Annotated in this window: 19 protein-coding genes; all 19 read right to left on the bottom strand. The window is 67.7% G+C overall.

Annotated features, from left to right (window positions below; genetic code table 11):
- Positions 1-113 precede the first annotated feature (113 nt).
- Positions 114-1,325 (bottom strand): cell division protein FtsZ, encoded by a 1,212-nt coding sequence (gene ftsZ / locus ACEOAB_RS03650; RefSeq protein WP_056597461.1) that lies wholly within the window; start codon positions 1,323-1,325, stop codon positions 114-116.
- Between the two features lie 171 nt (positions 1,326-1,496).
- Entirely contained in the window at positions 1,497-2,726 is a 1,230-nt protein-coding gene (gene ftsA, locus ACEOAB_RS03645) for a cell division protein FtsA (RefSeq protein ID WP_007832444.1), read from the bottom strand.
- A 28-nt stretch (positions 2,727-2,754) separates the two neighbouring features.
- Positions 2,755-3,543, bottom strand: a complete 789-nt coding sequence (locus tag ACEOAB_RS03640) for a cell division protein FtsQ/DivIB (RefSeq protein ID WP_413748988.1) — start codon at positions 3,541-3,543, stop codon at positions 2,755-2,757.
- A gap of 5 nt (positions 3,544-3,548) precedes the next feature.
- Complete coding sequence (locus ACEOAB_RS03635; protein ID WP_413748989.1) at positions 3,549-4,517, bottom strand: D-alanine--D-alanine ligase; 969 nt, start codon at positions 4,515-4,517, stop codon at positions 3,549-3,551.
- Positions 4,514-5,977, bottom strand: coding sequence for a UDP-N-acetylmuramate--L-alanine ligase (gene murC, locus ACEOAB_RS03630; protein ID WP_413748990.1), 1,464 nt, complete (start codon positions 5,975-5,977; stop codon positions 4,514-4,516). The genes ACEOAB_RS03635 and murC overlap by 4 nt, the downstream gene beginning before the upstream one ends.
- Entirely contained in the window at positions 5,974-7,038 is a 1,065-nt protein-coding gene (murG, locus tag ACEOAB_RS03625) for an undecaprenyldiphospho-muramoylpentapeptide beta-N-acetylglucosaminyltransferase (RefSeq protein ID WP_413748991.1), read from the bottom strand. Before murG ends, murC begins: the two co-directional genes overlap by 4 nt.
- On the bottom strand, positions 7,035-8,333 hold the full coding sequence (gene ftsW, locus ACEOAB_RS03620; protein WP_413748992.1) for a putative lipid II flippase FtsW: 1,299 nt from the start codon (positions 8,331-8,333) through the stop codon (positions 7,035-7,037). Before ftsW ends, murG begins: the two co-directional genes overlap by 4 nt.
- Entirely contained in the window at positions 8,330-10,459 is a 2,130-nt protein-coding gene (gene murD / locus ACEOAB_RS03615) for a UDP-N-acetylmuramoyl-L-alanine--D-glutamate ligase (RefSeq protein WP_413748993.1), read from the bottom strand. The genes ftsW and murD overlap by 4 nt, the downstream gene beginning before the upstream one ends.
- A 7-nt stretch (positions 10,460-10,466) precedes the next feature.
- The gene (gene mraY / locus ACEOAB_RS03610) at positions 10,467-11,645 is read right to left on the bottom strand and encodes a phospho-N-acetylmuramoyl-pentapeptide-transferase (RefSeq protein WP_007832453.1); all 1,179 of its coding nucleotides are present in this window, start codon (positions 11,643-11,645) and stop codon (positions 10,467-10,469) included.
- A gap of 15 nt (positions 11,646-11,660) precedes the next feature.
- Entirely contained in the window at positions 11,661-13,097 is a 1,437-nt protein-coding gene (locus tag ACEOAB_RS03605) for a UDP-N-acetylmuramoyl-tripeptide--D-alanyl-D-alanine ligase (RefSeq protein WP_413748994.1), read from the bottom strand.
- Entirely contained in the window at positions 13,094-14,653 is a 1,560-nt protein-coding gene (locus ACEOAB_RS03600; protein WP_495653468.1) for a Mur ligase family protein, read from the bottom strand. Before ACEOAB_RS03600 ends, ACEOAB_RS03605 begins: the two co-directional genes overlap by 4 nt.
- 2 nt (positions 14,654-14,655) lie before the next feature.
- Positions 14,656-16,410, bottom strand: a complete 1,755-nt coding sequence (locus ACEOAB_RS03595; RefSeq protein ID WP_056597477.1) for a peptidoglycan D,D-transpeptidase FtsI family protein — start codon at positions 16,408-16,410, stop codon at positions 14,656-14,658.
- Entirely contained in the window at positions 16,407-16,778 is a 372-nt protein-coding gene (gene ftsL, locus ACEOAB_RS03590) for a cell division protein FtsL (protein ID WP_413748996.1), read from the bottom strand. The genes ACEOAB_RS03595 and ftsL overlap by 4 nt, the downstream gene beginning before the upstream one ends.
- Position 16,779: 1 nt before the next feature.
- Entirely contained in the window at positions 16,780-17,703 is a 924-nt protein-coding gene (gene rsmH, locus ACEOAB_RS03585; protein WP_413748997.1) for a 16S rRNA (cytosine(1402)-N(4))-methyltransferase RsmH, read from the bottom strand.
- A gap of 8 nt (positions 17,704-17,711) precedes the next feature.
- Positions 17,712-18,140 (bottom strand): division/cell wall cluster transcriptional repressor MraZ, encoded by a 429-nt coding sequence (mraZ, locus tag ACEOAB_RS03580; protein WP_013539433.1) that lies wholly within the window; start codon positions 18,138-18,140, stop codon positions 17,712-17,714.
- A 271-nt stretch (positions 18,141-18,411) separates the two neighbouring features.
- Entirely contained in the window at positions 18,412-19,740 is a 1,329-nt protein-coding gene (gene hslU, locus ACEOAB_RS03575; RefSeq protein WP_413748998.1) for an ATP-dependent protease ATPase subunit HslU, read from the bottom strand.
- Positions 19,741-19,742: 2 nt separating this feature from the next.
- The gene (gene hslV, locus ACEOAB_RS03570; protein WP_007832466.1) at positions 19,743-20,288 is read right to left on the bottom strand and encodes an ATP-dependent protease subunit HslV; all 546 of its coding nucleotides are present in this window, start codon (positions 20,286-20,288) and stop codon (positions 19,743-19,745) included.
- Positions 20,289-20,343: 55 nt separating this feature from the next.
- Positions 20,344-21,981, bottom strand: a complete 1,638-nt coding sequence (locus tag ACEOAB_RS03565; RefSeq protein WP_495653467.1) for an STAS domain-containing protein — start codon at positions 21,979-21,981, stop codon at positions 20,344-20,346.
- Between the two features lie 85 nt (positions 21,982-22,066).
- Entirely contained in the window at positions 22,067-23,041 is a 975-nt protein-coding gene (dksA, locus tag ACEOAB_RS03560) for an RNA polymerase-binding protein DksA (protein ID WP_495653466.1), read from the bottom strand.
- Positions 23,042-23,128: the final 87 nt, after the last annotated feature.

Genomic DNA, 23,128 nt, shown 5'->3' with positions numbered 1-23,128 from the left:
TAGGCCGCTTCGCGAAACACCGAGGATCCGGCTCCGCCGGTCCTCAGGTGTTGCCCCCGGTAGGGGGTAGGCGAAGCGACACGAAGTGCGCGCAGCCTGGGGGCGAGCCGATTTCAGTCGGCTTGGCGGCGCAGGAAGGCTGGGATCTCGAAGTCGTCCATGCCGCCCGAAGACAGCGCGTCCACCTTCGCGGCGGCCATCGTGCGGTTGGTGCGCCACACGCTGGGAACGGCCATGCCGTCGTAGTTGGGCTGGCTGCCGCTGCCACCGGCGTGACCCATGCCACCGAGCGTCGGCACGGTGAACGGGATGTTGTCGGTACCGGTGCGGATCACTTCGAGCGTCGGTGCCTGGCGGCGGGCGTCGGCACGCGAGAGGCCGGTGGCCACCACGGTCACTCGCATCTCGTCGCCGAGGCTGTCGTCGTAGGCGGCGCCGTAGATCACGTGCGCGTCCGGCGAGGCGTAGGCGCGGATGGTGTTCATCGCGAGCTTCGACTCGTTCAGCTTCAGCGAACCCTTCGATGCCGTCACCAGCACCAGCACGCCCTTGGCGCCCGAGAGGTCGATGCCTTCGAGCAGCGGGCAGGCCACTGCCTGTTCGGCGGCGATGCGCGCGCGGTCCGGGCCAGCGGCGGCAGCGGTGCCCATCATGGCCTTGCCGGGTTCGCCCATCACGGTGCGCACGTCTTCGAAGTCGACGTTCACGCCGCCGTACTCGTTGATGATTTCCGAGATGCCGCCCACGGCGTTCTTCAGCACGTCGTTGGCGTGCGCGAAGGCTTCGTCCTGGGTGATGTCCTCGCCCAGCACGTCGAGCAGCTTCTCGTTGAGCACCACGATCAGCGAGTCGACGTTGGCTTCGAGTTCGGCCAGACCGGCGTCGGCGTTGGTCATGCGCCGGCCGCCCTCCCAGTCGAAGGGCTTGGTCACCACACCCACGGTGAGGATGCCCATTTCCTTCGCGACGCGCGCGATCACGGGAGCGGCGCCGGTGCCGGTGCCGCCGCCCATGCCGGCCGTGATGAACAGCATGTGCGCGCCGTCGATGGCGGTGCGGATGTCGTCCACCGCGAGCTCGGCCGCTTCACGGCCCTTGTCGGGCTTGCTGCCGGCGCCCAGGCCGCTGGTGCCCAGCTGGATGATCTTGTGCGCGTTGCTGCGCTGCAGTGCCTGCGCATCGGTGTTCGCGCAGACGAACTGAACGCCCTGCACGCCGCGTTCCATCATGTGGGCGACCGCGTTGCCGCCGCCACCGCCGACACCGATCACCTTGATCTGCGTGCCCTGGTTGAACTCTTCGACTTCGATCATTTCGATGGTCATTTTTTAACTCCTTGAATCTTGCAGTTGCCGTTGTGTATCTATGAATTTTTCTTGTGCCGTGACGGGATCAACGATGAGACCGTCACGATGGTGGACCTGTGCGCCGCCATCGCTCGTTGAAATGCAATGGAGGGCTGCCACGCGCGAGCCAGAGTGGGGAATGGATCATGGTCAGAAGTTCCCCACGATGAAGTCCTTGAAGCGCCCGAACGCGGTCTTTACCGACCCGTTCTTCTGCGCGACCTTGAAGCCGCGCATGCGCGCGAAGCGAGCTTCTTCGAGAAGACCCATGACTGTCGCCGCACGAGGCTGCGCGACCATGTCGGACAACGCGCTCGAGTACTTCGGAATGCCGCGCCGCACGGGCTTCAGGAAGATGTCCTCCCCAAGCTCGACCATGCCCGGCATCACCGCGCTGCCCCCCGTGAGCACCACGCCCGACGACAACACTTCCTCATAGCCCGACTCGCGCACCACCTGCTGCACGAGCGAGAAGATCTCTTCGATGCGCGGCTCGATCACGCCGGCCAGCGCCTGCTTGCTCAGCATGCGCGGGCCGCGGTCGCCGAGGCCCGGCACTTCCACCTGCGTGTCGGGGTCGGCCAGCAGCTGCTTGGCATAGCCGTTCTCGACCTTGATGTCTTCCGCGTCCTTCGTCGGCGTGCGCAGCGCCATCGCGATGTCGCTCGTGATGAGGTCGCCCGCGATCGGGATCACGGCCGTGTGGCGGATCGCGCCGTTGGTGAAGATCGCCACGTCGGTCGTGCCCGCGCCGATATCGACCAGCACCACGCCCAGTTCGCGTTCATCTTCCGTCAGCACCGCCTGGCTCGAGGCCAGCGGGTTCAGCATCAGCTGGTCGACCTCGAGGCCGCAGCGGCGCACGCACTTGATGATGTTCTCGGCCGCGCTCTGCGCGCCGGTCACGATGTGCACCTTGGCTTCGAGCCGCATGCCGCTCATGCCGATCGGCTCCTTCACGTCCTGGCCGTCGATCACGAACTCCTGCGGCTCCACCAGCAGCAGGCGCTGGTCGCTCGAGATGTTGATGGCGCGCGCCGTCTCCACCACGCGGGCCACGTCGGCGGGCGTCACTTCCTTGTCCTTCACCGCCACCATGCCGCTGGAATTGATGCCGCGGATGTGGCTGCCGGTGATGCCGGTGTAGACGCGGCTGATCTTGCAGTCGGCCATCAGCTCGGCCTCTTTCAACGCCTGCTGGATGCTCTGCACGGTGGCGTCGATGTTCACCACCACGCCGCGCTTGAGCCCATTGCTCGGCGCAATGCCGAGGCCGGCCAGCTTGAGCTCGCCACCGGGCAGCACCTCGGCCACCACCACCATCACCTTGGCGGTGCCGATGTCGAGTCCTACGACCAGGTCTTTGTATTCTTTGGGCATTGATATGTCCTCGATTTCTCGGTATTCGCTACTTGATTTTTCTTGGGGCCTCTGGCGAGACCGTGGTGACGCCGCGCAGCCTCAGTGCATACGCGTCGTTGTGGCGCAGATCGGCGCCCTCGACGTCGGCCATCGTGCGGCGGTACTGGCCCGCGACCTGGGTCACGGTCTTCAGGAACCGCTGCAGGCGAGCCGTCACCTCCTCGCTCTGGCCGCGGCCGAGCTCAATCTCGGCGCCGCTGTCCAGCACCACCTTCCAGCTGCCCCGGCTCGACAGCGTGAGCTCGTCGACGGCCAGGTCGTAGGGCTGGAACTGCGGCTGCAGCACGCGGTACATGCCCAGCACCTGGCCCGCCTGTTCGATCGGGCCATCGAGGCGCGGCAGGTTGTCGTCGACCTCGGCCACGTTGGCCTCGAACACGTCGCCGAAACCGTTGATCAGCTTCGAGCCCGCCTCGTCGCCCCAGTTGGCCACCGGCACCTGCTCGGTCAGCGTCACACGCAGCTTGTTCGGAAACTCGCGCCGCACCACCGCACTGCGCACCCACGGCACGGACTCGAAGGCGGAGCGCGCGCGCGCCAGGTCGATGGTGAAGAAGTTGCCCGACAGCTGCGGTGCCACGTTGGCGCGCAGCGTGACCGCGTTGTTGTGCGTGACCTCGCCGTCCACCTTGATCCCGGCGAGCGGGAAGAACGGCTGCCGAAGCACCCACCACGCGCCCGCCGCCAGCAGCATGAGCGCCACCATCGCGAAGGCAATGTTCGCGACGATGTTCATGAGCTTGACGTCGAAGGGCGCAGGAATGCTGTCGGCCATGGCTACTACGCGCCTCCCTTTGCATCCAGCGAAGCGGAGGCCAGCACACGCAGGCACAGTTCTTCGTACGCGATGCCCGCGGCTCGGGCCGACATCGGCACCAGCGAATGGCTGGTCATGCCGGGCGAGGTGTTCATCTCCAGCAGGAAAGGCTTGCGGTCGCTGGCGCGGATCATCACGTCGGCGCGGCCCCAGCCGCGGCAGCCGAGCGTGTGGTACGCGGCCAGCGTGATGCGCTGGATCTCGTGCTCCTCGGCCTCGGGAAGGCCGCTCGGGCATTGGTACTTCACGTCGTCGGTGAAGTACTTGTTCTGGTAGTCGTAGGCGCCCTCGGGCGCGGCGATGCGCACCACCGGCAGCGCGCGCGCATCGAGTCCCTGGCCGAGCACGGCGCAGGTCACTTCCTCGCCCTCGATGAATTCCTCGCAGAGCACATCGGCGTCGTATTTCGCGGACAGCGTGACCGCGTCCTGCATCTGGGAGTAGCCCTCGACCTTGGTTACGCCGATGGACGAGCCCTCGCGCGGTGGCTTCACGATCAGCGGCAGGCCGAGCACGTCGGGCACCACCATGACCTGTTCGCGGCTTTGCTGGTCGAAGGCCAGGCGCACGTACTTGGGTGTGGGCAGGCCGTCGGCCTGCCAGATGCGCTTGGTCATGACCTTGTCCATGGCCACGCTCGATGCCATCACGCCCGAACCCGTGTAGGGAATGCCGAGCAGTTCGAGCGCGCCCTGCACGGTGCCGTCCTCGCCATGGCGGCCATGCAGCGCGACGAAGCAGCGCGCGAAGCCTTCGCGCTTGAGATCGGCCAGCTCGCGCTGCGAAGGGTCGAAGGCGTGCGCGTCGACACCGCGTGACCGCAGGGCTTCGAGCACGCCGGTGCCCGACATCAAGGAGATTTCGCGTTCGGCGGAACTGCCGCCGAACAGCACGGCAACCTTGCCGAAGAGTTGGGGATTCTGAAGGCTCATGAGGCCCTCCCTTTGCGCGAACCGCGCTCCGATGTTGAGGGTGCCGCAGCCACAGCCGCGCCGAGTTCGACGACCTTGCCCGGCACCGCGCCGATGGAGCCGGCGCCCATGGAGAGCACCACGTCGCCCGGGCGGGCGTTGTCGAGAATGGCCTGCGGCATGGCCGCGATGTCGTCGACGAACACCGGCTCGACCTTGCCGGCCACGCGCAGCGCGCGCGCCAGCGTGCGCCCGTCGGCCGCCACGATGGGTGCCTCGCCCGCGGCATAGACCTCGCCGAGCAGCACGGAGTCGGCGGTGCCGATGACCTTCACGAAATCCTCGAAGCAGTCGCGCGTGCGGGTGTAGCGGTGCGGCTGGAAGGCCAGCACCAGCCGGCGGCCCGGAAACGCGCCGCGCGCGGCCGCGATGGTGGCCGCCATCTCGACCGGGTGGTGGCCGTAGTCGTCGATGACGGTGAAGGTGCCGGCTGCATGGCCCCCTTGTACCGACACGTCGCCGTAGCTCTGGAAGCGGCGGCCCACGCCCTTGAAGCCCGCAAGGCCGCGCTGCACGGCCTCGTCGGGAATGCCGAGCTCCACCGCCACCGCGATCACCGACAGCGCGTTGCGCACGTTGTGCTCGCCCGGCAGGTTCAGCACGATGGGCAGGTCCGGCAGCGTCACGCCATTGCGGCGCTGCGCGGTGAAATGCATCTGGCCGCCGACCGCGCGCACGTCGACGGCGCGCACCTGGGCGTCCTCGCCGAAGCCGTAGCTGGTGACCGGGCAGGTCACGTCGGCCACGATCTCGCGCACCGCCGGATCGTCGGTGCACAGGATGGCCACGCCGTAGAAGGGCATGCGGTGCAGGAAATCGACAAAGGCCTTCTTGAGCTTCGCGAAGTCGTGCCCGTAGGTCTCCATATGGTCGGCATCGATGTTCGTGACCACCGCCATCACGGGCAGCAGGTTCAGGAACGACGCGTCCGACTCGTCGGCCTCGACCACGATGTAGTCGCCGCTGCCGAGCTGCGCGTTGGCGCCGGCGCTGTTCAGGCGCCCGCCGATCACGAAGGTCGGGTCGAGCCCGGCGGCGTCGAGCACGCTTGCCACCAGGCTGGTGGTGGTGGTCTTGCCATGCGTGCCGGCAATGGCGATGCCCTGTTTCAGCCGCATCAGCTCGGCCAGCATCAGCGCGCGCGGCACGACCGGAATGCGCTTCTCGCGCGCGGCCAGCACTTCGGGGTTGTCCGACTGCACCGCGGTGGAAGTGACGACCGCGTCCGCGCCGTCGATGTGCGCGGCGGCGTGGCCCACGAAGGTGCCGATGCCCAGGCCCGCGAGCCGGCGCAGCGTGGCGCTGTCGGACAGGTCGGAGCCGGTGATCCTGTAGCCCAGGTTCAGCAGCACTTCGGCAATGCCGCTCATGCCGGAACCGCCGATGCCGACGAAATGAATGTGGTGGATCGCGTGCTTCATTTGGCAAGCTCCTCGCAGGCCTGGACGACGGCTTCCACAGCCTCAATCTTCTGCATGGTCTTGGCCTTGGCGGCCTTCTCTATCAGCGCGTCGCGCCCGGTTTTCTGTAGCAAATCAGCCAGCAATTCAGGAGTGAGGTCGGCCTGCTGCACGAGCCACCCGCCGCCCGCGTCCACGAGGAAGCGCGCGTTGGTGGTCTGGTGGTCGTCGACCGCCGAGGGGAAAGGCACGAACAGCGCTGCTGCGCCGACGGCCGCGATTTCTGTGACGGTGCTGGCACCGGCGCGCGCGACGATGATGTCGGCGTCGGCATATGCCTGCGCGGTGTCTTCGATGAAGGGCGTGAGCTCGCCTTCGACGCCGGCCGCCGTGTAGTTGGCGCGCAGCTCGTCGATCTGCTTGGCGCCGCTCTGGTGCAGCACCTGCGGGCGCGTCGCCGGCTCGATGCGGGCCAGCGCCTGCGGCACCACGGTGTTGAGGCCGCGCGCCCCGAGGCTGCCGCCCACCACCAGTAGCTTGAGCGGCCCGGTGCGGCCCGCGAAGCGCGCGGCCGGATCGGGCTGCGAAGTGAAGGCCGCGCGCAGCGGGTTGCCCACCCACTGCGCCTTCTTCAGCACATTCGGGAAGGCCGTGAACACACGATCGGCGACGCCTGCCAACACCTTGTTGGCAAGGCCGGCGACCGAGTTCTGCTCGTGCAGCACCAGCGGCTTGTTGAGCAGCACGCCCATCATGCCGCCCGGAAAGGTGATGTAGCCACCCAGGCCCACCAGCACGTCGGGCTTCACGCGGCGCACCACGCGCAGGCTTTGCCAGAAGGCGCGCAGCAGCTTCAGCGGCAGCAGGAACAGCGTGAGCGGGCCCTTGCCGCGCACGCCGCCGAACTGCACCGGCTCGAAGGCGAAGCCGCGCGGCGGCACGAGCTTTTCTTCCATGCTGCCGGGTGCGCCCAGCCAGTGCACCTGCCAGCCGCGCTCGCGCAGGGCCTCGGCCACCGCGAGTCCGGGGAAGATGTGGCCACCGGTGCCGCCGGCCATGACGAGTGCGGTACGGCCGGTCATACGCGGCCTCCCCGCATCAGCACGCGGTTCTCGTAATCGATGCGCAGCACCACGGCCAGCGCCACCAGGTTCATCAGGATGGCCGAGCCGCCGAAGCTCATCAGCGGCAGCGTCAGGCCCTTGGTCGGCAGCGCACCGAGGTTCACGCCCATGTTGATGAAGGTCTGGAAGCCGAGCCACACGCCCACGCCCTGTGCGACGAGGCCCGAGAACACGCGGTCGAGCGCGATCGCCTGGCGGCCGATGTGCATGATGCGGCGCGTGAGCCAGAGGAACAGGCCGATGATCAGCAGCACGCCGACCAGGCCGAATTCCTCGCCGATCACGGCCAGCAGGAAGTCGGTGTGCGCCTCGGGCAGCCAGTGCAGCTTCTCGACGCTGCCGCCCAGGCCCACGCCGAAGATCTCGCCGCGCCCGATGGCGATCAGCGAGTGCGACAGCTGGTAGCCCTTGCCGAGCGCGTGCTCCTCGCTCCACGGATCAAGGTAGGCAAAGATTCGTTCGCGGCGCCACGGGCTGGTCGCGACGATGGTGCCGAAGGCCACCACCACCAGCGCGGCGATCACGAAGAACATGCGCGCGTTCACGCCGCCCAGGAACAGGATGCCCATGGCGATCACCGCGATCACCATGAAGGCGCCCATGTCGGGCTCGGCCATCACCAGCATACCGACCACCACCACCGCGATGCCCATCGGCAGCACGGCGCGGAAGAAGCGCTCCTTGATCTCCATCTTGCGCACCATGTAGCTGGCGGCGTAGAGCACCATCGCGAGCTTGGCGAGCTCCGAGGGCTGGAAGCGCATGAAGCCCATCGGCAGCCAGCGGCGCGCGCCGTTCACGTTGATGCCGATGTGCGGAATGAGCACGGCCACCAGCAGCAGCAACGAAGCCACGAAGAGCCATGGCGCGGCGAGCTCCCAGGTCTTCATGGGGATCTGGAAGGCCAGCAGCGCGGTGATGAACGCGAAGATCACCGAGGCCGCATGCCGCGTGAGGAAATACGAGGCGCTGTAGCCGGCGCGCGCAAAGCGCGGGTTGTCGGGCAGCGCGATGGAGGCCGAATACACCATGACCAGGCCCCACATCAGCAGTGCGACCGTGACCCAGACCAGCGCCTGGTCGAAACCCAGCACGCGCATCGGCGTGGCTTTTGTTTGCGCGACGCCGGCGCCGCCCAGCCGCACGGGCAGGTGCACGGGCAGCGAGTCGATCCCGCTGCGGGCGCGCCTGAACCAGCCGCCGAAGCGGCCGGTGGATGCGTTGGGCGTGGCGCCTGAGGCGGCAGAGTTCAAACCGTGTCCTCCGTCGAATCGCCCATGCCGCGCGGGCTGTCCTCGAAGGCCTGCACGGCCTCGCGGAACACCTCGGCGCGGTGCGCGTAATCCTTGAACATGTCGAAGCTCGCACAGGCCGGTGACAGCAGCACGGCATCGCCGGGGTTGGCGCGCGCGGATGCGAGCTTCACGGCCTCGTCCATCGAGCCGGCCTGCAGCAGCGAAACGCCGGTCTGTGCCAGCGCGGCTTCGATGAGCGGCGCGTCGCGGCCGATGAGCACCACGGCGCGCGCGTACCGGCGCACCGGTTCGGCCAGCGGCTCGAAGTCCTGCCCCTTGCCTTCGCCGCCGAGGATCACGACCACGCGGCGCTCTTCGCCGAGACCGGTCAGCGCGGCCACGGTGGCGCCTACGTTGGTGCCCTTGCTGTCGTCGAAGTACTCGACCTCGTCCACGATGGCGATGGGTTCCACGCGATGCGGCTCGCCGCGGTATTCGCGCAGGCCGTAGAGCATCGGGCCCAGCGGGCAGTCGGCAGCGCTGGCCAGCGCGAGTGCGGCCAGCGCGTTCATGGCGTTGTGGCGGCCGCGGATGCGCAGCGCATCGGCAGGCATCAGTCGCTGCAGGAAGATTTCTTCCTCGACAACGGCGCCGCGCTTGCGCTTCTGCGTTTCGTCGGCTTCCAGCGCACGCACCAGCCAGGCCATGCCGTTGACGCGCTCGATGCCGTAGTCGCCCGGGCGCAGCGGCATCGCGCTGCCGAAGGTGACGTGCGTGCGGATCTGCGGGCGCTGCAGCTTGACCCTGACGGGTGCGGGCAGCATGGCCATCACGCCGTCGTCGTCACGGTTCAGGATCATCAAGCCCCGTGCACCGAAGATACGCGCCTTGGCTGCGGCATAAGCCTTCATGTCGCCGTGCCAGTCGAGATGGTCCTGCGTGAGATTGAGCACCGTCGCAGCGGTCGGCTCGAAGCCCTGCACGCCGTCGAGCTGGAAGCTCGACAGTTCGAGCACCCACACATCGGGGAGTGTGCCGGCATCGATGTGCGCGGACAGCGTATCGAGCAGCGTCGGGCCGATGTTGCCGGCCACGGCCACGGTCTTGCCCGCGCGTTCGACCAGCTGGCCGGTGAGCGAGGTCACGGTGGTCTTGCCGTTGGTGCCGGTGATGGCGAGCACCGCGGGCGTGTAGCCCTTGGGCGCTTCGGGCTCGACGGGGGGCGCCAGTTCGAGCTGGGGCGACTCTTCCTCCACCGCGGCGGAGGCCGGGTTGGTGGCGGAGATTTCGGCGATCTTGGCGACGAACTCGGCGGCCTCCCTGGCGGCGGTGGGGACGTAGGGCTTGCCTGTGGTCGGGAGGCGGGAAACGGTAGCGGGAGCAGCCTTGGGCGCATCCGTCGCTTCCGGTGCCGTTTGCACTGCGCCGTCGGTCTGCTCAGGCTCGGCCTCGACGGCTTCCGTCGTTGCGATGGCATCGGCGGGTGCGGCGGATGCGGCCTCCGAAGCTTCCGGCGGCATCGGCGCGGCAACGCTCATCGACGGGTCGCGCGGCATCGCTTCGGCCATCGCGGGGACGGTCGATTCGGGCTGCGCTTCGACAGGTTCAGCAGCTTCGGCCGGCGCCGGGGGTTCGACCGCTTCTTCAGCCGGCGCAGGCTCCTCCAGCGCCAGCTGCGCCTGAGCTTCGGGCTCGGCAGCTTCAACAGGCGCTTCCGCGGCCGGTTCGGCCGGTGCTTCCACTTCGGTGGCGGCTTCGGGTTCAGGCTCCGGCCCGGCTTCCACCGTTGGCACCTCGACCGTGCGCAGATCCAGCAGCGCGCGCGCGAACAGGTCCAGTTCGCCACCGACCGGCAGGCCCATGGCTCGCGCCGCATCGGCCACCGGCGCGATGGTTTCGGGCGACAGGCCCGGCGAGCGGTACACGGCGCGAATTGGCGTGCCCTCGACCAGCGCGGCCGAGAACGGCCCGCCGACAAAGCCCACCCCGGGCAGTTCCGCCCGCAGCGTCGCCAGCAGCGACGGCGCTTCGCGCGTGTCGGCCACGGTCACGACGGCACCGTGGCGCGCGCACCAGCGCGTCATCGCCAGCCCGGACGCACCGAGGCCGAGGACGAGGACGGGGAGGTCTTTCAGATGACGCATGTTCCTGTCACCGCAGCTTCAACGTCGAAAGGCCCACGAGGCACAGCAGCATCGTGATGATCCAGAAGCGCACCACGACCTGCGTCTCGCGCCAGCCGCTCTTCTCGAAGTGATGGTGCAGCGGCGCCATCTTGAGCACGCGGCGGCCTTCGCCGAAGCGCTTCTTGGTGTACTTGAAGTACATCACCTGCGCCATCACCGAGATCGCCTCGACCACGAAGATGCCGCCCATGATGAAGAACACGATCTCCTGGCGCACGATGACCGCGATGGTGCCCAGCGCGCCGCCGAGCGCCAGCGCGCCCACGTCGCCCATGAACACCTGCGCCGGGTGCGTGTTGAACCAGAGGAACGCAAGCCCCGCGCCGGCCATGGCCGAGCAGAACACCAGCAGCTCGCCCGAGCCGGGGATGTTGGGGAACAGCAGGTACTTGGAATACACCGCGCTGCCCGTGACGTAGGCGAACACGCCCAGCGCCGAGCCCACCATCACCACCGGCATGATCGCCAGCCCATCGAGGCCGTCGGTCAGGTTCACCGCATTGCTCGCGCCCACGATCACGAGGTAGGTGAGGATCACGAAGCCGATGCCCCCGAGCGGGTAGCTCACTTCCTTGAAGAAAGGCACCAGCAGGTTGATCTTGGGCGGAAAGTCGAGATCGAAGCCCGAGCGCACCCAGGCGAAGAACAGCTCGAGCACGCGCCAGTTGGAGCTTTCGGAGATGCTGAACAGCAGGTAGAAGCCCGCGAGCAGGCCGACCAACGACTGCCAGAAATACTTCTCGCGCGAGCGCATGCCTTCCGGGTCCTTGCGCACCACCTTGCGCCAGTCGTCGACCCAGCCGATGGCACCGAAACCCATGGTGACCCACAGCACGATCCACACGAAGCGGTTCGAGATGTCGAACCACAGCAGCGTGGCGAAGGCGATGGCGAACAGCACGAGCACGCCGCCCATGGTGGGCGTGCCGCTCTTGGTCAGGTGCGTTTCCATGCCGTAGCCGCGCACGGGCTGGCCGATCTTGAGCGCGGCGAGTCGGCGGATCACGTACGGGCCGGCCACGAGGCCGACCACGAGCGCGGTCAGCGCGGCCATCAGCGCGCGGAAGGTGAGGTACTGGAAGACGCGCAGGAACCCGAATTCGGGCGAGAGCGTCTGCAGCCATTGGGCCAGGGTCATCAGCATGTCGTTTCGCGCGGCTCATGCGTCATGACCGGCCTCCTTTTGTTGTTGTGCCTCGATGGCTTTCACCACGCGCTCCATCTTCATGAAGCGCGATCCCTTCACAAGCACGCTGCCGACCTGCGGCAGGCGCGCGAGCACGGCCGCGCCGAGCGCGTCGAACTCGTCGAAATGGCGTCCGTCGCGGCCCTCGCCGCCGTCCTGGAAAGCGGTGGCGGTGTGCACCGTCGCCGCACCCAGCGTGTAGACGGACTCGATGCCGCGCTGGCGCGCCCACGCGCCGACTTCAGCATGGAACTCGGGCGAGCGGTCGCCCACCTCGCCCATGTCGCCGAGCACCAGCAGGCGCGGGCCCGGAAGGGCGGCGAGCACGTCGATGGCTGCGATCACGGAATCGGGATTCGCGTTGTAGCTGTCGTCGACCAGCGTCAGCGCATGGCCGCCGGCCAGCACGATCTCGCTGGCGCGCGAGCGGCCCTTGACCGGCTCGAAGGCCGACAGGCCTTCGGCAATGGTCTCGAGCGACACGCCGGCCGCAAGCGCGCAGGCGGTGGCCGCCAGCGCATTGACCACGTTGTGCCGGCCCGCGATGTGCAGGCGCGCGTCGAAGGCGCCGAGCGGCGTGCGGATGCGCACGGCCCAGGCACCCTGCTTCCATTCGGCGCTGTCGAGCGAGATGTCGGCGTCTTCGGACTCGCCGAAAGTCATGCAGCGGCGGGTGCCGGTGGCATGCGCCATGTCGGTCCACAGCGAGGTGAAGGTGTCGCCATGGGGGAACACGGCGGTGCCGTCGTCGGGCAGCACCGCGAACACGGCGCCGTTCTCGACGGCGACCGCCTCGACGGTGGCCATGAATTCCTGGTGCTCGCGCTGCGCGTTGTTGACGAGCGCGATGGTCGGGCGCGAAACGGCGGCCAGCCTCGCAATCTCGCCCGGATGGTTCATGCCCAGCTCGAGCACCGCGAGCTGGTGCTGCGCGCGCAGGCGCAGCAGCGTGAGCGGCACGCCGATCTCGTTGTTGAAGTTGCCGGCTGTGGCCAAGGCACGTTCCCCGCGCGTGGCGAACAGCACGGCCGCGATCATCTGCGTGACGGTGGTCTTGCCATTGCTGCCGGTGACGGCGATCAGCGGCAGCTCGAACTGCGCGCGCCAGCCCGCGCCGAGTGCGCCCAGCGCGGCCAGCGTGTCGGGCACTTCGAGGCCGGCGAGGCCGGCGGCTTCAAGGCCGCGGTGCGCGATGGCGGCCACGGCGCCCTGCTTCTTCGCGTCGGCGAGGAAGTCGTTGGCGTCGAAGCGCTCGCCCTTGAGCGCAACGAACAGGTCGCCCCGCGCGAGCGTGCGCGTGTCGGTGTGCACGCGCGCGATGACGGTCGAGGCGTCACCCACCAGGTGCGAACCCGGAATCCATTGCTGCACCTGGGCCAGCGTGATATTGAGCGGCGTCGTGTCGGTCATGCCGGGGCACCCCGCTTCGCCAGTGCCTGCAGCACGTGGGCCTTGTCAGAAAAGTCGATGCGCTGGCCGGCAATTTCCTGCCAGGCCTCGTGGCCCTTGCCGGCGATCAGCACGACGTCCTGCGGCGCGGCCTGCGCGATCGCGTCGGCGATGGCGATGCCGCGGTCGGGCTGCACCTGCGCAGCCTCGGGGCGCGAGAAACCGCGCAGCACCTGGCTGATGATCGCGTCGGGCTTCTCGCTGCGCGGGTTGTCGCTGGTGACGATCACGCGGTCGGCCTGGCGCTCGGCAACGGCGGCCATCATCGGGCGCTTGATCGGGTCGCGGTCGCCGCCGCAGCCGAACAGGCACCAGAGCGCACCGCCGCGCTGCTTCGCCAACGGGCGCAGGCCGATCAGGGCCTTGTCGAGCGCGTCGGGTGTGTGGGCGTAGTCGACCACCGCCAGCGGTGCACCTTCGCCGGTGCCCGCGCGGTCCATGCGGCCCGGCACGCTCGTGAGGTTGGCGCAGGCGGCCACGGCCTGGGCCAGCGTGTGGCCGAGCGCGCGCAGGGTACCGAGCACGCCGAGCAGGTTGGCCACGTTGTACTGGCCGATGAGGCCGGTGGAGAGCCGCTCCACCGCGGTGGTGCCGTGCTCGGCCACCGAGAACTGCAGGCCCTGCGCGTCGTAGCCGATGTCGCGCGCCATGAGGCGGGCCGGCTTGCCGCCGGCCGAGACGGTCCAGACGTCGAGCGCGCCGATGCCGGCGTCGATCAGGTTCGCGCACAGGCTGGCGCCGTGCGTGTCGTCGATGTTGATCACCGCTGCGCGCAGGCCGGGCCAGCGGAACAGCTCGGCCTTGGCCTGCCAGTAGGCGTCCATGCTGCCGTGGTAGTCGAGGTGGTCCTGCGTGAAGTTGGTGAACACGGCCACCGCGATCTGCGCGCCGTCGAGCCGGCGTTCGGCGATGCCGATGGACGAGGCCTCGATGGCGCAGGCGCCGAAGCCGCGCTCGACCAGCGAACGCAGCTCGCGCTGCATCATCACCGGGTCGGGCGTGGTCAGGCCGGTGTAGGTCAGCTCGGGCGGCACGCCGATGCCCAGCGTGCCCATCACCGCGCAGGACGACGGCGCATCGCGCTGCACGGTGCCGTCGGGGTTCATCGCGCGCACGCCACCCGCCGCGCTCAGCGTGGAAAGCGATTCGGCCAGCCACCATGCGGTAGAGGTCTTGCCGTTGGTGCCGGTCACGGCCAGCACGTCGAGCAGGGCCGAGGGGTTGTCGTAGAAGGCCGAGGCGATCGGGCCGGTGGCGGCCTTCAAACCGGGGTAGCTCACGATGCGTTCGTCACCATCGAAGCCGAAGGCCTCCACGCCCTCGTGCTCCACCAGGCAGATCGCCGCGCCCTGCGCCAGCGCGGCCGCCACGTGCTTGCGCCCGTCGGTCGCGGCGCCGGGCCAGGCGACGAAGACGTCGCCCGCACCCACGGCACGGCTGTCGGCATGCATCGCGGCCTGCGGCGCACGCTCCTTGAGCCAGGCCGCGGCCAGTTGGGGAGAAGTGAAGGTCAGCATGTTCAGAAACTCTCGTCGACGCCCTGCGTCATCACAAGCGGTTTGACCGCCAGATCGGGCGGTACGTTCATCATGCGCAGGGTCTGCTGCACGACTTCGCTGAACACGGGGGCCGCGGCGACGCCGCCGAAATACTGGCCGTCGCTCGGTTCGTCGATCATCACGGCAACGATGATGCGGGGCTTCTCGATAGGCGCCATGCCGGTGAACCAGGCCCGGTACTTGTTGCTCGCATAGCCCTTGCCGACCTGCTTGTGGGCCGTGCCCGACTTGCCGCCGACCGAATAGCCGACCGTCTGCGCGCGCGTGCCGGTGCCGCCGGGGCCGGCGGCCATCTGCAGCATCTTGCGCACCGCCAGCGCATTCGACGGCGAGAACACGCGCACGCCGACCGGCGCCTCGGAATTCTTCAGGATGGTCACCGGAATGATGGAGCCGTCGTGCGCGAACGAGGTGTACGAATGCGCCATCTGGAACAGCGACGCCGACAGGCCGTAGCCATAGGCCATGGTCGCCTGCTCGACCGGCTTCCAGGTCTTCCACGGGCGCAGCCGGCCCGTCACGGCGCCCGGGAACTGGATCTGCGGCTTCTGGCCGTAGCCGAGCGCGGTATAGGTGTCCCACATCTCGTGCGGGGTCATCTTCTGGGCGATCTTGAGCGCGCCGACGTTGCTCGACTTCTGGATCACGCCCTCGACCGTCAGCGTGCCGTAGTTGTGGGTGTCGCTGATGGTGAAGCCGCCGAGCTGGAAGCGGCCGGGGCTGGTTTCGATCAGCGTCGAGGGCTTCACCCGGCCGGCTTCCAGCGCCATGCCCACCGTGATCGGCTTCATGGTCGAACCGGGCTCGAAGGTGTCGGTGAGCGCGCGGTTGCGCAGCTGCTCGCCGGTCAGGTTCTGGCGCTTGTCCGGCACGTAGCTCGGGTAGTTGGCCAGCGCCAGCACTTCGCCGGTGACGGAGTCGAGCACCACCACGCTGCCGGCCTTGGCCTTGCGTGCCGTGACGGCGTCGCGCAGCTTCTGGTAGGCGAAGAACTGCACCTTGCTGTCGACGCTGAGCTGGATGTCCTTGCCGTCCAGCGGCGGCACGGTCTCGCCCACGCCCTCGACCACGCGGCCGAGGCGGTCCTTGATGACGCGGCGCGAACCGGCCTTGCCGGCCAGCTCCTTGTTGAACGCGAGCTCGATGCCTTCCTGGCCGTTGTCTTCCACGTTGGTGAAGCCCACCACGTGCGCAGCGGCCTCGCCCTCGGGGTACTGGCGCTTGTATTCCTTGCGCTGGTAGATGCCCTTGAGGTTCAGGGCCGCGATCTGCTTGGCGATGGGCTCGTCGACCTGGCGCTTGATCCAGACGAAGGTCTTGTCCTCGTCCTCGAGCTTCTTGTCGAAGTCCTTCTGCGGCATTTCGAGCAGCTTGGCGACCTGCTTGAGCTTGGCGCGCACTTCCGGGTCATCGCGCTCGATGTCTTCCGGAATGGCCCAGATGCTGGGCGCCACCACGCTGGAGGCGAGGATGAGTCCGTTGCGGTCGAGGATGCGGCCGCGGTTGGCCGGCAGTTCGAGCGTGCGCGCGAAGCGCACTTCGCCCTGCCGCTGGAAGAAGCTGTTGTTGAGCACCTGCACGTAGGCCGCCCGGCCCGCCAGCATGACGAAGCCGAGCGCGATGCCGGCAACGATGAACTTGCTGCGCCACACCGGCGTCTTGCTCGCGAGCAAGGGGCTGGTGGTGTAGCGCACGCTGCGGTTGTCCCGGCTCATCGTGCGGCCCTCGCTGCGGCGGCCGGCTTGGCCGCTGGTTTGGCTGCCGGCTTGGTCATGGCGGCAGGCGCAGGCGCCACCGGCGCAACGGCCGGGATCACCGTGCCGTCCGGACGCACGTACTGCGTGATCGCCGGCGAGGTGGTGCGCATCTGCAGCTGCTCCTTGGCGAGCTTCTCGACGCGCAGCGGCGTGGCCTGTGCGCGCTTCTCGACCTGCAGGCGGTCGCGGTCGGTTTCCAGGCGGCGGGCATCCTGCTGCACGCGATCGAGCTCGGTATAGAGCTGGCGCGAGAGGTACTGCGTATGCACGAGGTACAGCGCCGTCGCAATGACGGCCATCAGCAGGAGCAGGTTGATGCGCGCCATGTCAGGGCGCCTCGGTGCGCTCGGCGACGCGAAGAATGGCGCTGCGCGAGCGCGGATTGCCTCTGACCTCGGCGTCGGAGGGCTTGATGCGCTCCAGGGCGCGCAGTTTCATGACCTTCGGGGCGGCAAACGGCGCGCGGCGGTCGTAGACCTCCTTCGAGTGCTTGGCGATGAACTGCTTCACGATGCGGTCTTCCAGCGAATGGAAGCTGATCACCGCGAGCCGGCCCTGGGGCTTGAGCACGGACAGGCTGGCTTCTAGCGCCTGTTGCAGCTCTTCAAGCTCGGCGTTGATGAAAATCCGAAAAGCCTGAAATGTGCGCGTTGCAGGGTTCTGGCCCTGCTCGCGGGTTTTGACCGTGCCAGCCACGAGCTCGGCCAGTTCGGTGGTGGTTGAAATTGCGCCCCGTTCTTGTCTGCGAGCAACAATCGCCTTTGCAATCTGAACAGCAAACCGTTCTTCGCCATAGTCACGGATCACCTCTGCAATTTGTGGAAGTTCGGCCGTTGCCAGCCATTCGGCCACGCTCTCGCCGCGCGTGGTGTCCATGCGCATGTCGAGCGGACCGTCGAAACGGAAACTGAAACCGCGCACCGGGTTGTCGATCTGCGGCGAACTCACGCCCAGGTCCATCAGCAGGCCGTCGACGCTCGCATTGGGCAATTCGCCCAGCGAGCGGAATCCCTGATGGCGGATGGAAAAACGCGCATCGGAGATGCGCGCTGCTTCGGCCACTGCTTCTGCATCCTTGTCGAATGCGATCAGCCTGCCCTCCGGCGCCAGCCTGGAGAGAATTGCACGCGCATGCCCTCCCCGACCGAAAGTGGCGTCCACGTAGGTGCCGGTTGCCGCCGTGCTGCCGGAAAGAACGGCTTCCACCGCCTCGTTCAGCAAGACGGTCGTATGGGTCCATGCGGTGTTCACGTGAGCCCTCAGAACGCGAAGTCCTGAAACACATCCGGCATCTCGCCCTGGGTGGCCTCGGCCTCCTTGGCCTCGTAGGTGGCCTTGTCCCACAGCTCGAAGTGGTTGCCCATGCCCAGCAACAGCGTGTCGCGCGCGATGCCGGTGGCCGCGCGCAGTTCGGGCGACACCAGGATGCGGCCGGTGCCGTCCATCTCGACGTCCATGGCGTTGCCCAGGAAGACGCGCTTCCACCACTGCGCCGACATCGGCAACGCAGCGATGCGCTCACGGAATTTTTCCCATTCGGGACGGGGGAACACCATCAGGCACCCGTGCGGATGCTTGGTGATCGTGAGCTGGCCGCCTGCCGTCGCGCTCAGGACGTCACGGTGCCGGGTCGGCACGGAGAGCCGCCCCTTGGCATCCAGACTGAGCGATGAAGCGCCTTGAAACACGACCACGAAACCCCTGTTTTGGGAGTGCTGCAGCACCTGAAAGAGGCACTACCCGCACTTTTTCCCACTTAACTGCACTTTTTTGCACTGTAGCAGGAAACACTTCAGAAGCAACTGGCCGTTTGGGCTATTTTTTGTAATGGAATCAACGACTTAGCGCCGATTCCAAATCCTCGGAATCGGCGAATTTCGTTGAGAATGAAGTACTTAGCCCACGCAGTGAAAGTGATGCGTGAAGGATTCCCCCGTTACAGGGGGAGGAGAAGCGGCTTCAGAGGATGAAGCGCGAAAGGTCTTCGTCGTGACTTAGTGCCGCGAGGCGCTCGTCGACATAGGCGGCATCGATGCGGATCGATTGCCCTTCGAGGCTGGTCGCGTCGAAGCTTACCTCATCCAGCAGGCGCTCCATCACGGTCGACAGGCGGCGCGCGCCGATGTTCTCCGTGCGCTCGTTCACCTCGAAGGCGATGGCGGCCAGCCGGTTCACGCCCTCGGGCGTGAATTCGAGCGTCACGCCCTCGGTGGCGAGCAGCGCCTGGTACTGCTTCACGAGCGAAGCGCGGGTCTGCGTGAGGATGCTTTCGAAGTCCGACACCGAGAGCGACTGCAGCTCGACGCGGATCGGGAAGCGCCCCTGCAGCTCGGGAATCAGGTCGCTCGGCTTGCTCAGGTGGAACGCGCCGCTCGCGATGAACAGCATGTGGTCGGTGCGCACCACGCCGTACTTGGTGGTGACGGCCGTGCCTTCCACCAGCGGCAGCAAGTCGCGCTGCACGCCCTGGCGCGACACGTCGGAGCCCTGCGCCTCGCTGCGCGTGGCGACCTTGTCGATCTCGTCGATGAAGACGATGCCGTTCTGCTCTGCGTTGGTGATGGCCTGCGCGCGGATCTCGTCCTCGTTGACCAGCTTGGCAGCCTCTTCGTCGATCAGCAGGCGCATCGCCTCGGCGATCTTGAGCTTGCGCGTCTTGCGCTTGCCGCCGCCGAGCTGGCCGAACATGCCGCGCAGCTGCTCGGTCATTTCCTCCATGCCGGCCGGGCCCATGATTTCGAGCGGGGCGCGGGCCTCGGCGAGATCGAGCTCGATTTCCTTGTCATCGAGCTGATGCTCGCGCAGCTTCTTGCGGAACGCCTGGCGCGTGGGATTGGGGCCGTCCAGCGCAGGCGTTGTGCCGTCTGCGCCGCGCGCCGCGGGCAGCAGCACGTCGAGGATGCGCTCTTCGGCGGCGTCTTCGGCACGCGCGCGCACCTTGATGCTCTCGGATTCGCGCGTCTGCTTGACCGCGATCTCGGCGAGGTCGCGGACGATCGAATCGACGTCCTTGCCCACGTAGCCCACCTCGGTGAACTTGGTGGCCTCGACCTTGATGAAGGGCGCGTCGGCCAGGCGAGCGAGGCGGCGGGCAATTTCGGTCTTGCCCACGCCCGTAGGGCCGATCATGAGGATGTTCTTCGGCGTGATCTCGTGGCGCAGCTTGTCGTCGACCTGCTGGCGGCGCCAGCGGTTGCGCAGGGCGATGGCCACCGCGCGCTTGGCGGCCGGCTGGCCGACGATGTGGTTGTCGAGCTCGGAGACGATTTCCTGGGGGGTCATGGACATGGTCAGAGCGCTTCCACCGTGTGGTTCATGTTCGTGTAAATGCAGATTTCTCCGGCGATCGCCAGCGATTTACGCACGATCTGCTCGGCAGAGAGCTCGGTGTTCTCGATCAGCGCCTTGGCCGCCGACTGGGCGTACGCGCCGCCCGAGCCGATGGCGATCACGCCGTCTTCGGGCTCCAGCACGTCGCCATTGCCGGTGATGATGAGTGAGGTGGTTGCATCGGCCACGGCGAGCATGGCTTCGAGCTTGCGCAGCACGCGGTCGGTGCGCCAGTCCTTGGTGAGCTCGACGGCCGCCCGGGTCAGGTGCCCCTGGTGCTTTTCGAGCTTGGCCTCGAAACGCTCGAAGAGCGTGAAGGCGTCGGCCGTGGCGCCGGCGAAGCCTGCGAGCACCTTGCCGTGATAGAGCCGCCGCACCTTGCGTGCCGTGCCCTTGATGACGATGTTGCCGAGAGTGACCTGCCCGTCCCCACCGATGGCGACCTGGTCGCCTTGGGGGGTCTTGCGGCGCACGCTCACGATGGTGGTGCCGTGAAACTGTTCCATCGCAGCCATCTGGGGGTGTGCGGCGGCAATGCAACCGCCGAGAAGCGGTACCGGTTTAGTTTTTTCTAACCGCCACCGTGGCGTGATCGGCAATGCCTACCAGATTGAACAGCGCGGCGATGAGCCGATGCGCGTCGACGAACTGCACGCGCTCGCCGTTGGCATCGCGCGCACGCACCCAGCTCAGTAGCGTGCCGGCGGCGGCCAAGTCCATGCGCAGCAGCGCCGCACAGGATATGACGGGCGCCGTGGTGTGGCGCAGGTCGTTGTCCAGCCGCTGCCAGTTCGACAGCGACTCGCCCCGCAGGTCGCCCGCCAGCGCGGCAAAACCGGTGTCGGTGGACGGGAAGCTTTCGGAATCGCCACCGACCGACAGCAGCGACCAGACCGAGTTGGACCGACTCGCGGGCGGCGCGGCCAGCGTGGTGCATTCGCCGCACGGGTCCTGCCAGGCGGGCGGCGACACCTCGTAGGTGATGCAGTAGTTGAGCGCGACCAGCTCGAAGTCGTCGGGCAGGTTCATCATGCGCAGCGCCGCGAGGTGCAGTTGCCACCAGACGTCGTCGGTGCCCCGCTCGTTGTTGGGCGCAGCCTCGGACAGCACGGCCAGCAGTTGCGCCGTGCCCATGAAGCGCAGCTGGACCGGCGAACCGGCCCAGTGGGCGAACAGCACGCGCAACGGCGCGGCCGCCTCGGGCTCGATGGCGTGCAGCCCGCGCCAGTCGAGCGTCCACACCGCGCCCGCCTTCGAGAGCGCACGGGTGAGCTCCATGAGGCCTTCGCGCGCCAGGCGCGCGGGGCAAGTCCAATCGGCATGGGCGGCGCCGCCTTCGGCAGCCGCCTCGGCGGCCTCTTCGCTGGCGGTCACGGCCTTGACGCTGCGGGCCAGTTCTTCGAGCGACACCCAGTCAGGGCCCATGCGCCGCATGCGTTGCGCGTAGCGCATGCGGGCGGCCGCGAACTTGGCGGCATCGCCCGTTGCGCGGTACAGATCGAACAGCGCGCGCCAGCGGCTGTCGTCGCGTTCGGCGGCGGGGTTGTCGTGGCCGTCCTCGGTGGCCGGCGCGCTCTCGGAGGCCAGGGCCTGCAGCAGGATGGCTTCGGCGCCGGTGTCGTCGCCGTGCGCGAAGCGGATCACCGCCTCCTCCAGCGCGCCGTCGTGCGCGAGGCGCGACGACATCAGCGGCACGCCGCCGGAGGCCGCAGCCGGGCTGCTGCCGGCCTCTGCGGCCGCGGGGACAGGCAAGTGCCCGGCAGGCTCGGCCAGCAGCTCGTCGGTGTGCACCGGCGGCAGCGTCTCGGCCCCGGCGTCGGGTGGCGGGTTGACCAGCGTTTCGCCGTTCGGGCCCCGCCCTTTCCACCACTGCTGCGACATCTGCTGCTCGATCTCGTCGATCTTCTTGAGCGTGAGTGCGCGGCCGTCCGATCCCTCGGAGGAACTGTTGAGGTTGAACGAGGACGGCGTGACCGTCGCCTCGAAGGCATGGGCCGCGGCCTCGCGCTGGCGCAGCTTGCGCAGCATGTCGAACTCGCGCCGGCGCACGAAATCGTTGCGCTGGCGCCGCTCGATCATCTCCTTCAGCATCTCGCGGCTGTAGGTCTGAGCGGGCAGCGAGGAGTCCGAGGTCGAGGCTGCGGCAGGGGCATCCAGCTCCGACCAATCCTTCAGGGGATTGCGGACAAACTTGGCCACCTTTGAAAAAAGGCGGCCCGATTCTTCCTTTGGCATTCGGCGAAGGCTATCGAAGACGCTGGTTTCTATCTACCTTGACCCTGTGTCAATCCCCGAACATCTTCTGCTTGAGCTCGCGGCGCTGCTGCGCTTCGAGCGACAGCGTCGCGGTCGGGCGGGCCAACCGGCGGCCCACGCCGATGGGCTCGCCGGTCTCGTCGCAGTAGCCGTAGTCGCCGGCGTCGATGCGCTGGATCGACTGCTCGATCTTCTTCAGCAGCTTGCGTTCGCGGTCGCGCGTGCGCAGCTCGAGAGCGTGTTCTTCCTCGATGGTGGCGCGGTCGGCCGGGTCGGGCACGACCACCGTGTCTTCACGCAGGTGCTCGGTGGTCTCGCCGGCGTTCTCGAGGATGCCGCGCTTGAGTTCTTCGAGCTTCAGGCGGAAGAACGCCATCTGCTTTTCGTTCATGTACTCGTCGTCGGGCATGGCGATGACTTCGGCATCGCTCAGCTCGGCGGGCGTCTTGGTCTTCCAGTTGTTGGCCAGCTTCGGGTCTTTCTTCACGGCCAGTGGCGGTGGCGGCACCAACGCGTTGGAAGGCGCCTGCGAGAAGCTGGACTTGGCGGCGGTCGATGCCACGGATTGCGGCATCGAGGGCACGGTCAGTTGCGACAGCCGGGACACACGGCCACCACGCGCGGCGGGTGCGGGCGTGGCGGTTTGAGCGGGCATCGAGGGTGTCGCCGGGGCGGAAGTGGAGGCGGCAGCCGTTTTTTTCATGGGGATCGAGGGAGCAGAAGGAGCGGCAGCAGGGCGGCCGACGGGTTTGGATGACGATGAGCCGGCGCCTGCGGTCCTGGTGGCGGCAGTTGCAGGCTTGGCGGACTTCTTGGTCGCAGCGGTCGCGGCCTTGGCCGGTGGTGCTGCGGGCTTTTTGGACGGCGCGCTTTTCTCCTTCGCGACAGGGCCATGTGCGGTGGCAGAAACCTTCTTGGCCGCAGGTACAGCCTGCTTCGCAGCCGGCGCCTTCTTTGCGGCGGGCTTGGGTGCTGGCGTGGCCTTGGCGGCGGGTTTCTTCACGGTGACTGGCTCCTTGGACGAACTGGAACGCGCTTTCACTGGGTGTCTCCTCCCATGGGAACCCCTTGCAGCTTTCAGGCCACGCAG

The organism is Variovorax sp. Varisp53 (assembly GCF_059491555.1).
Note: the sequence above shows the minus strand (reverse complement) of the source record. Positions and strands in the feature narration are given on the sequence as shown.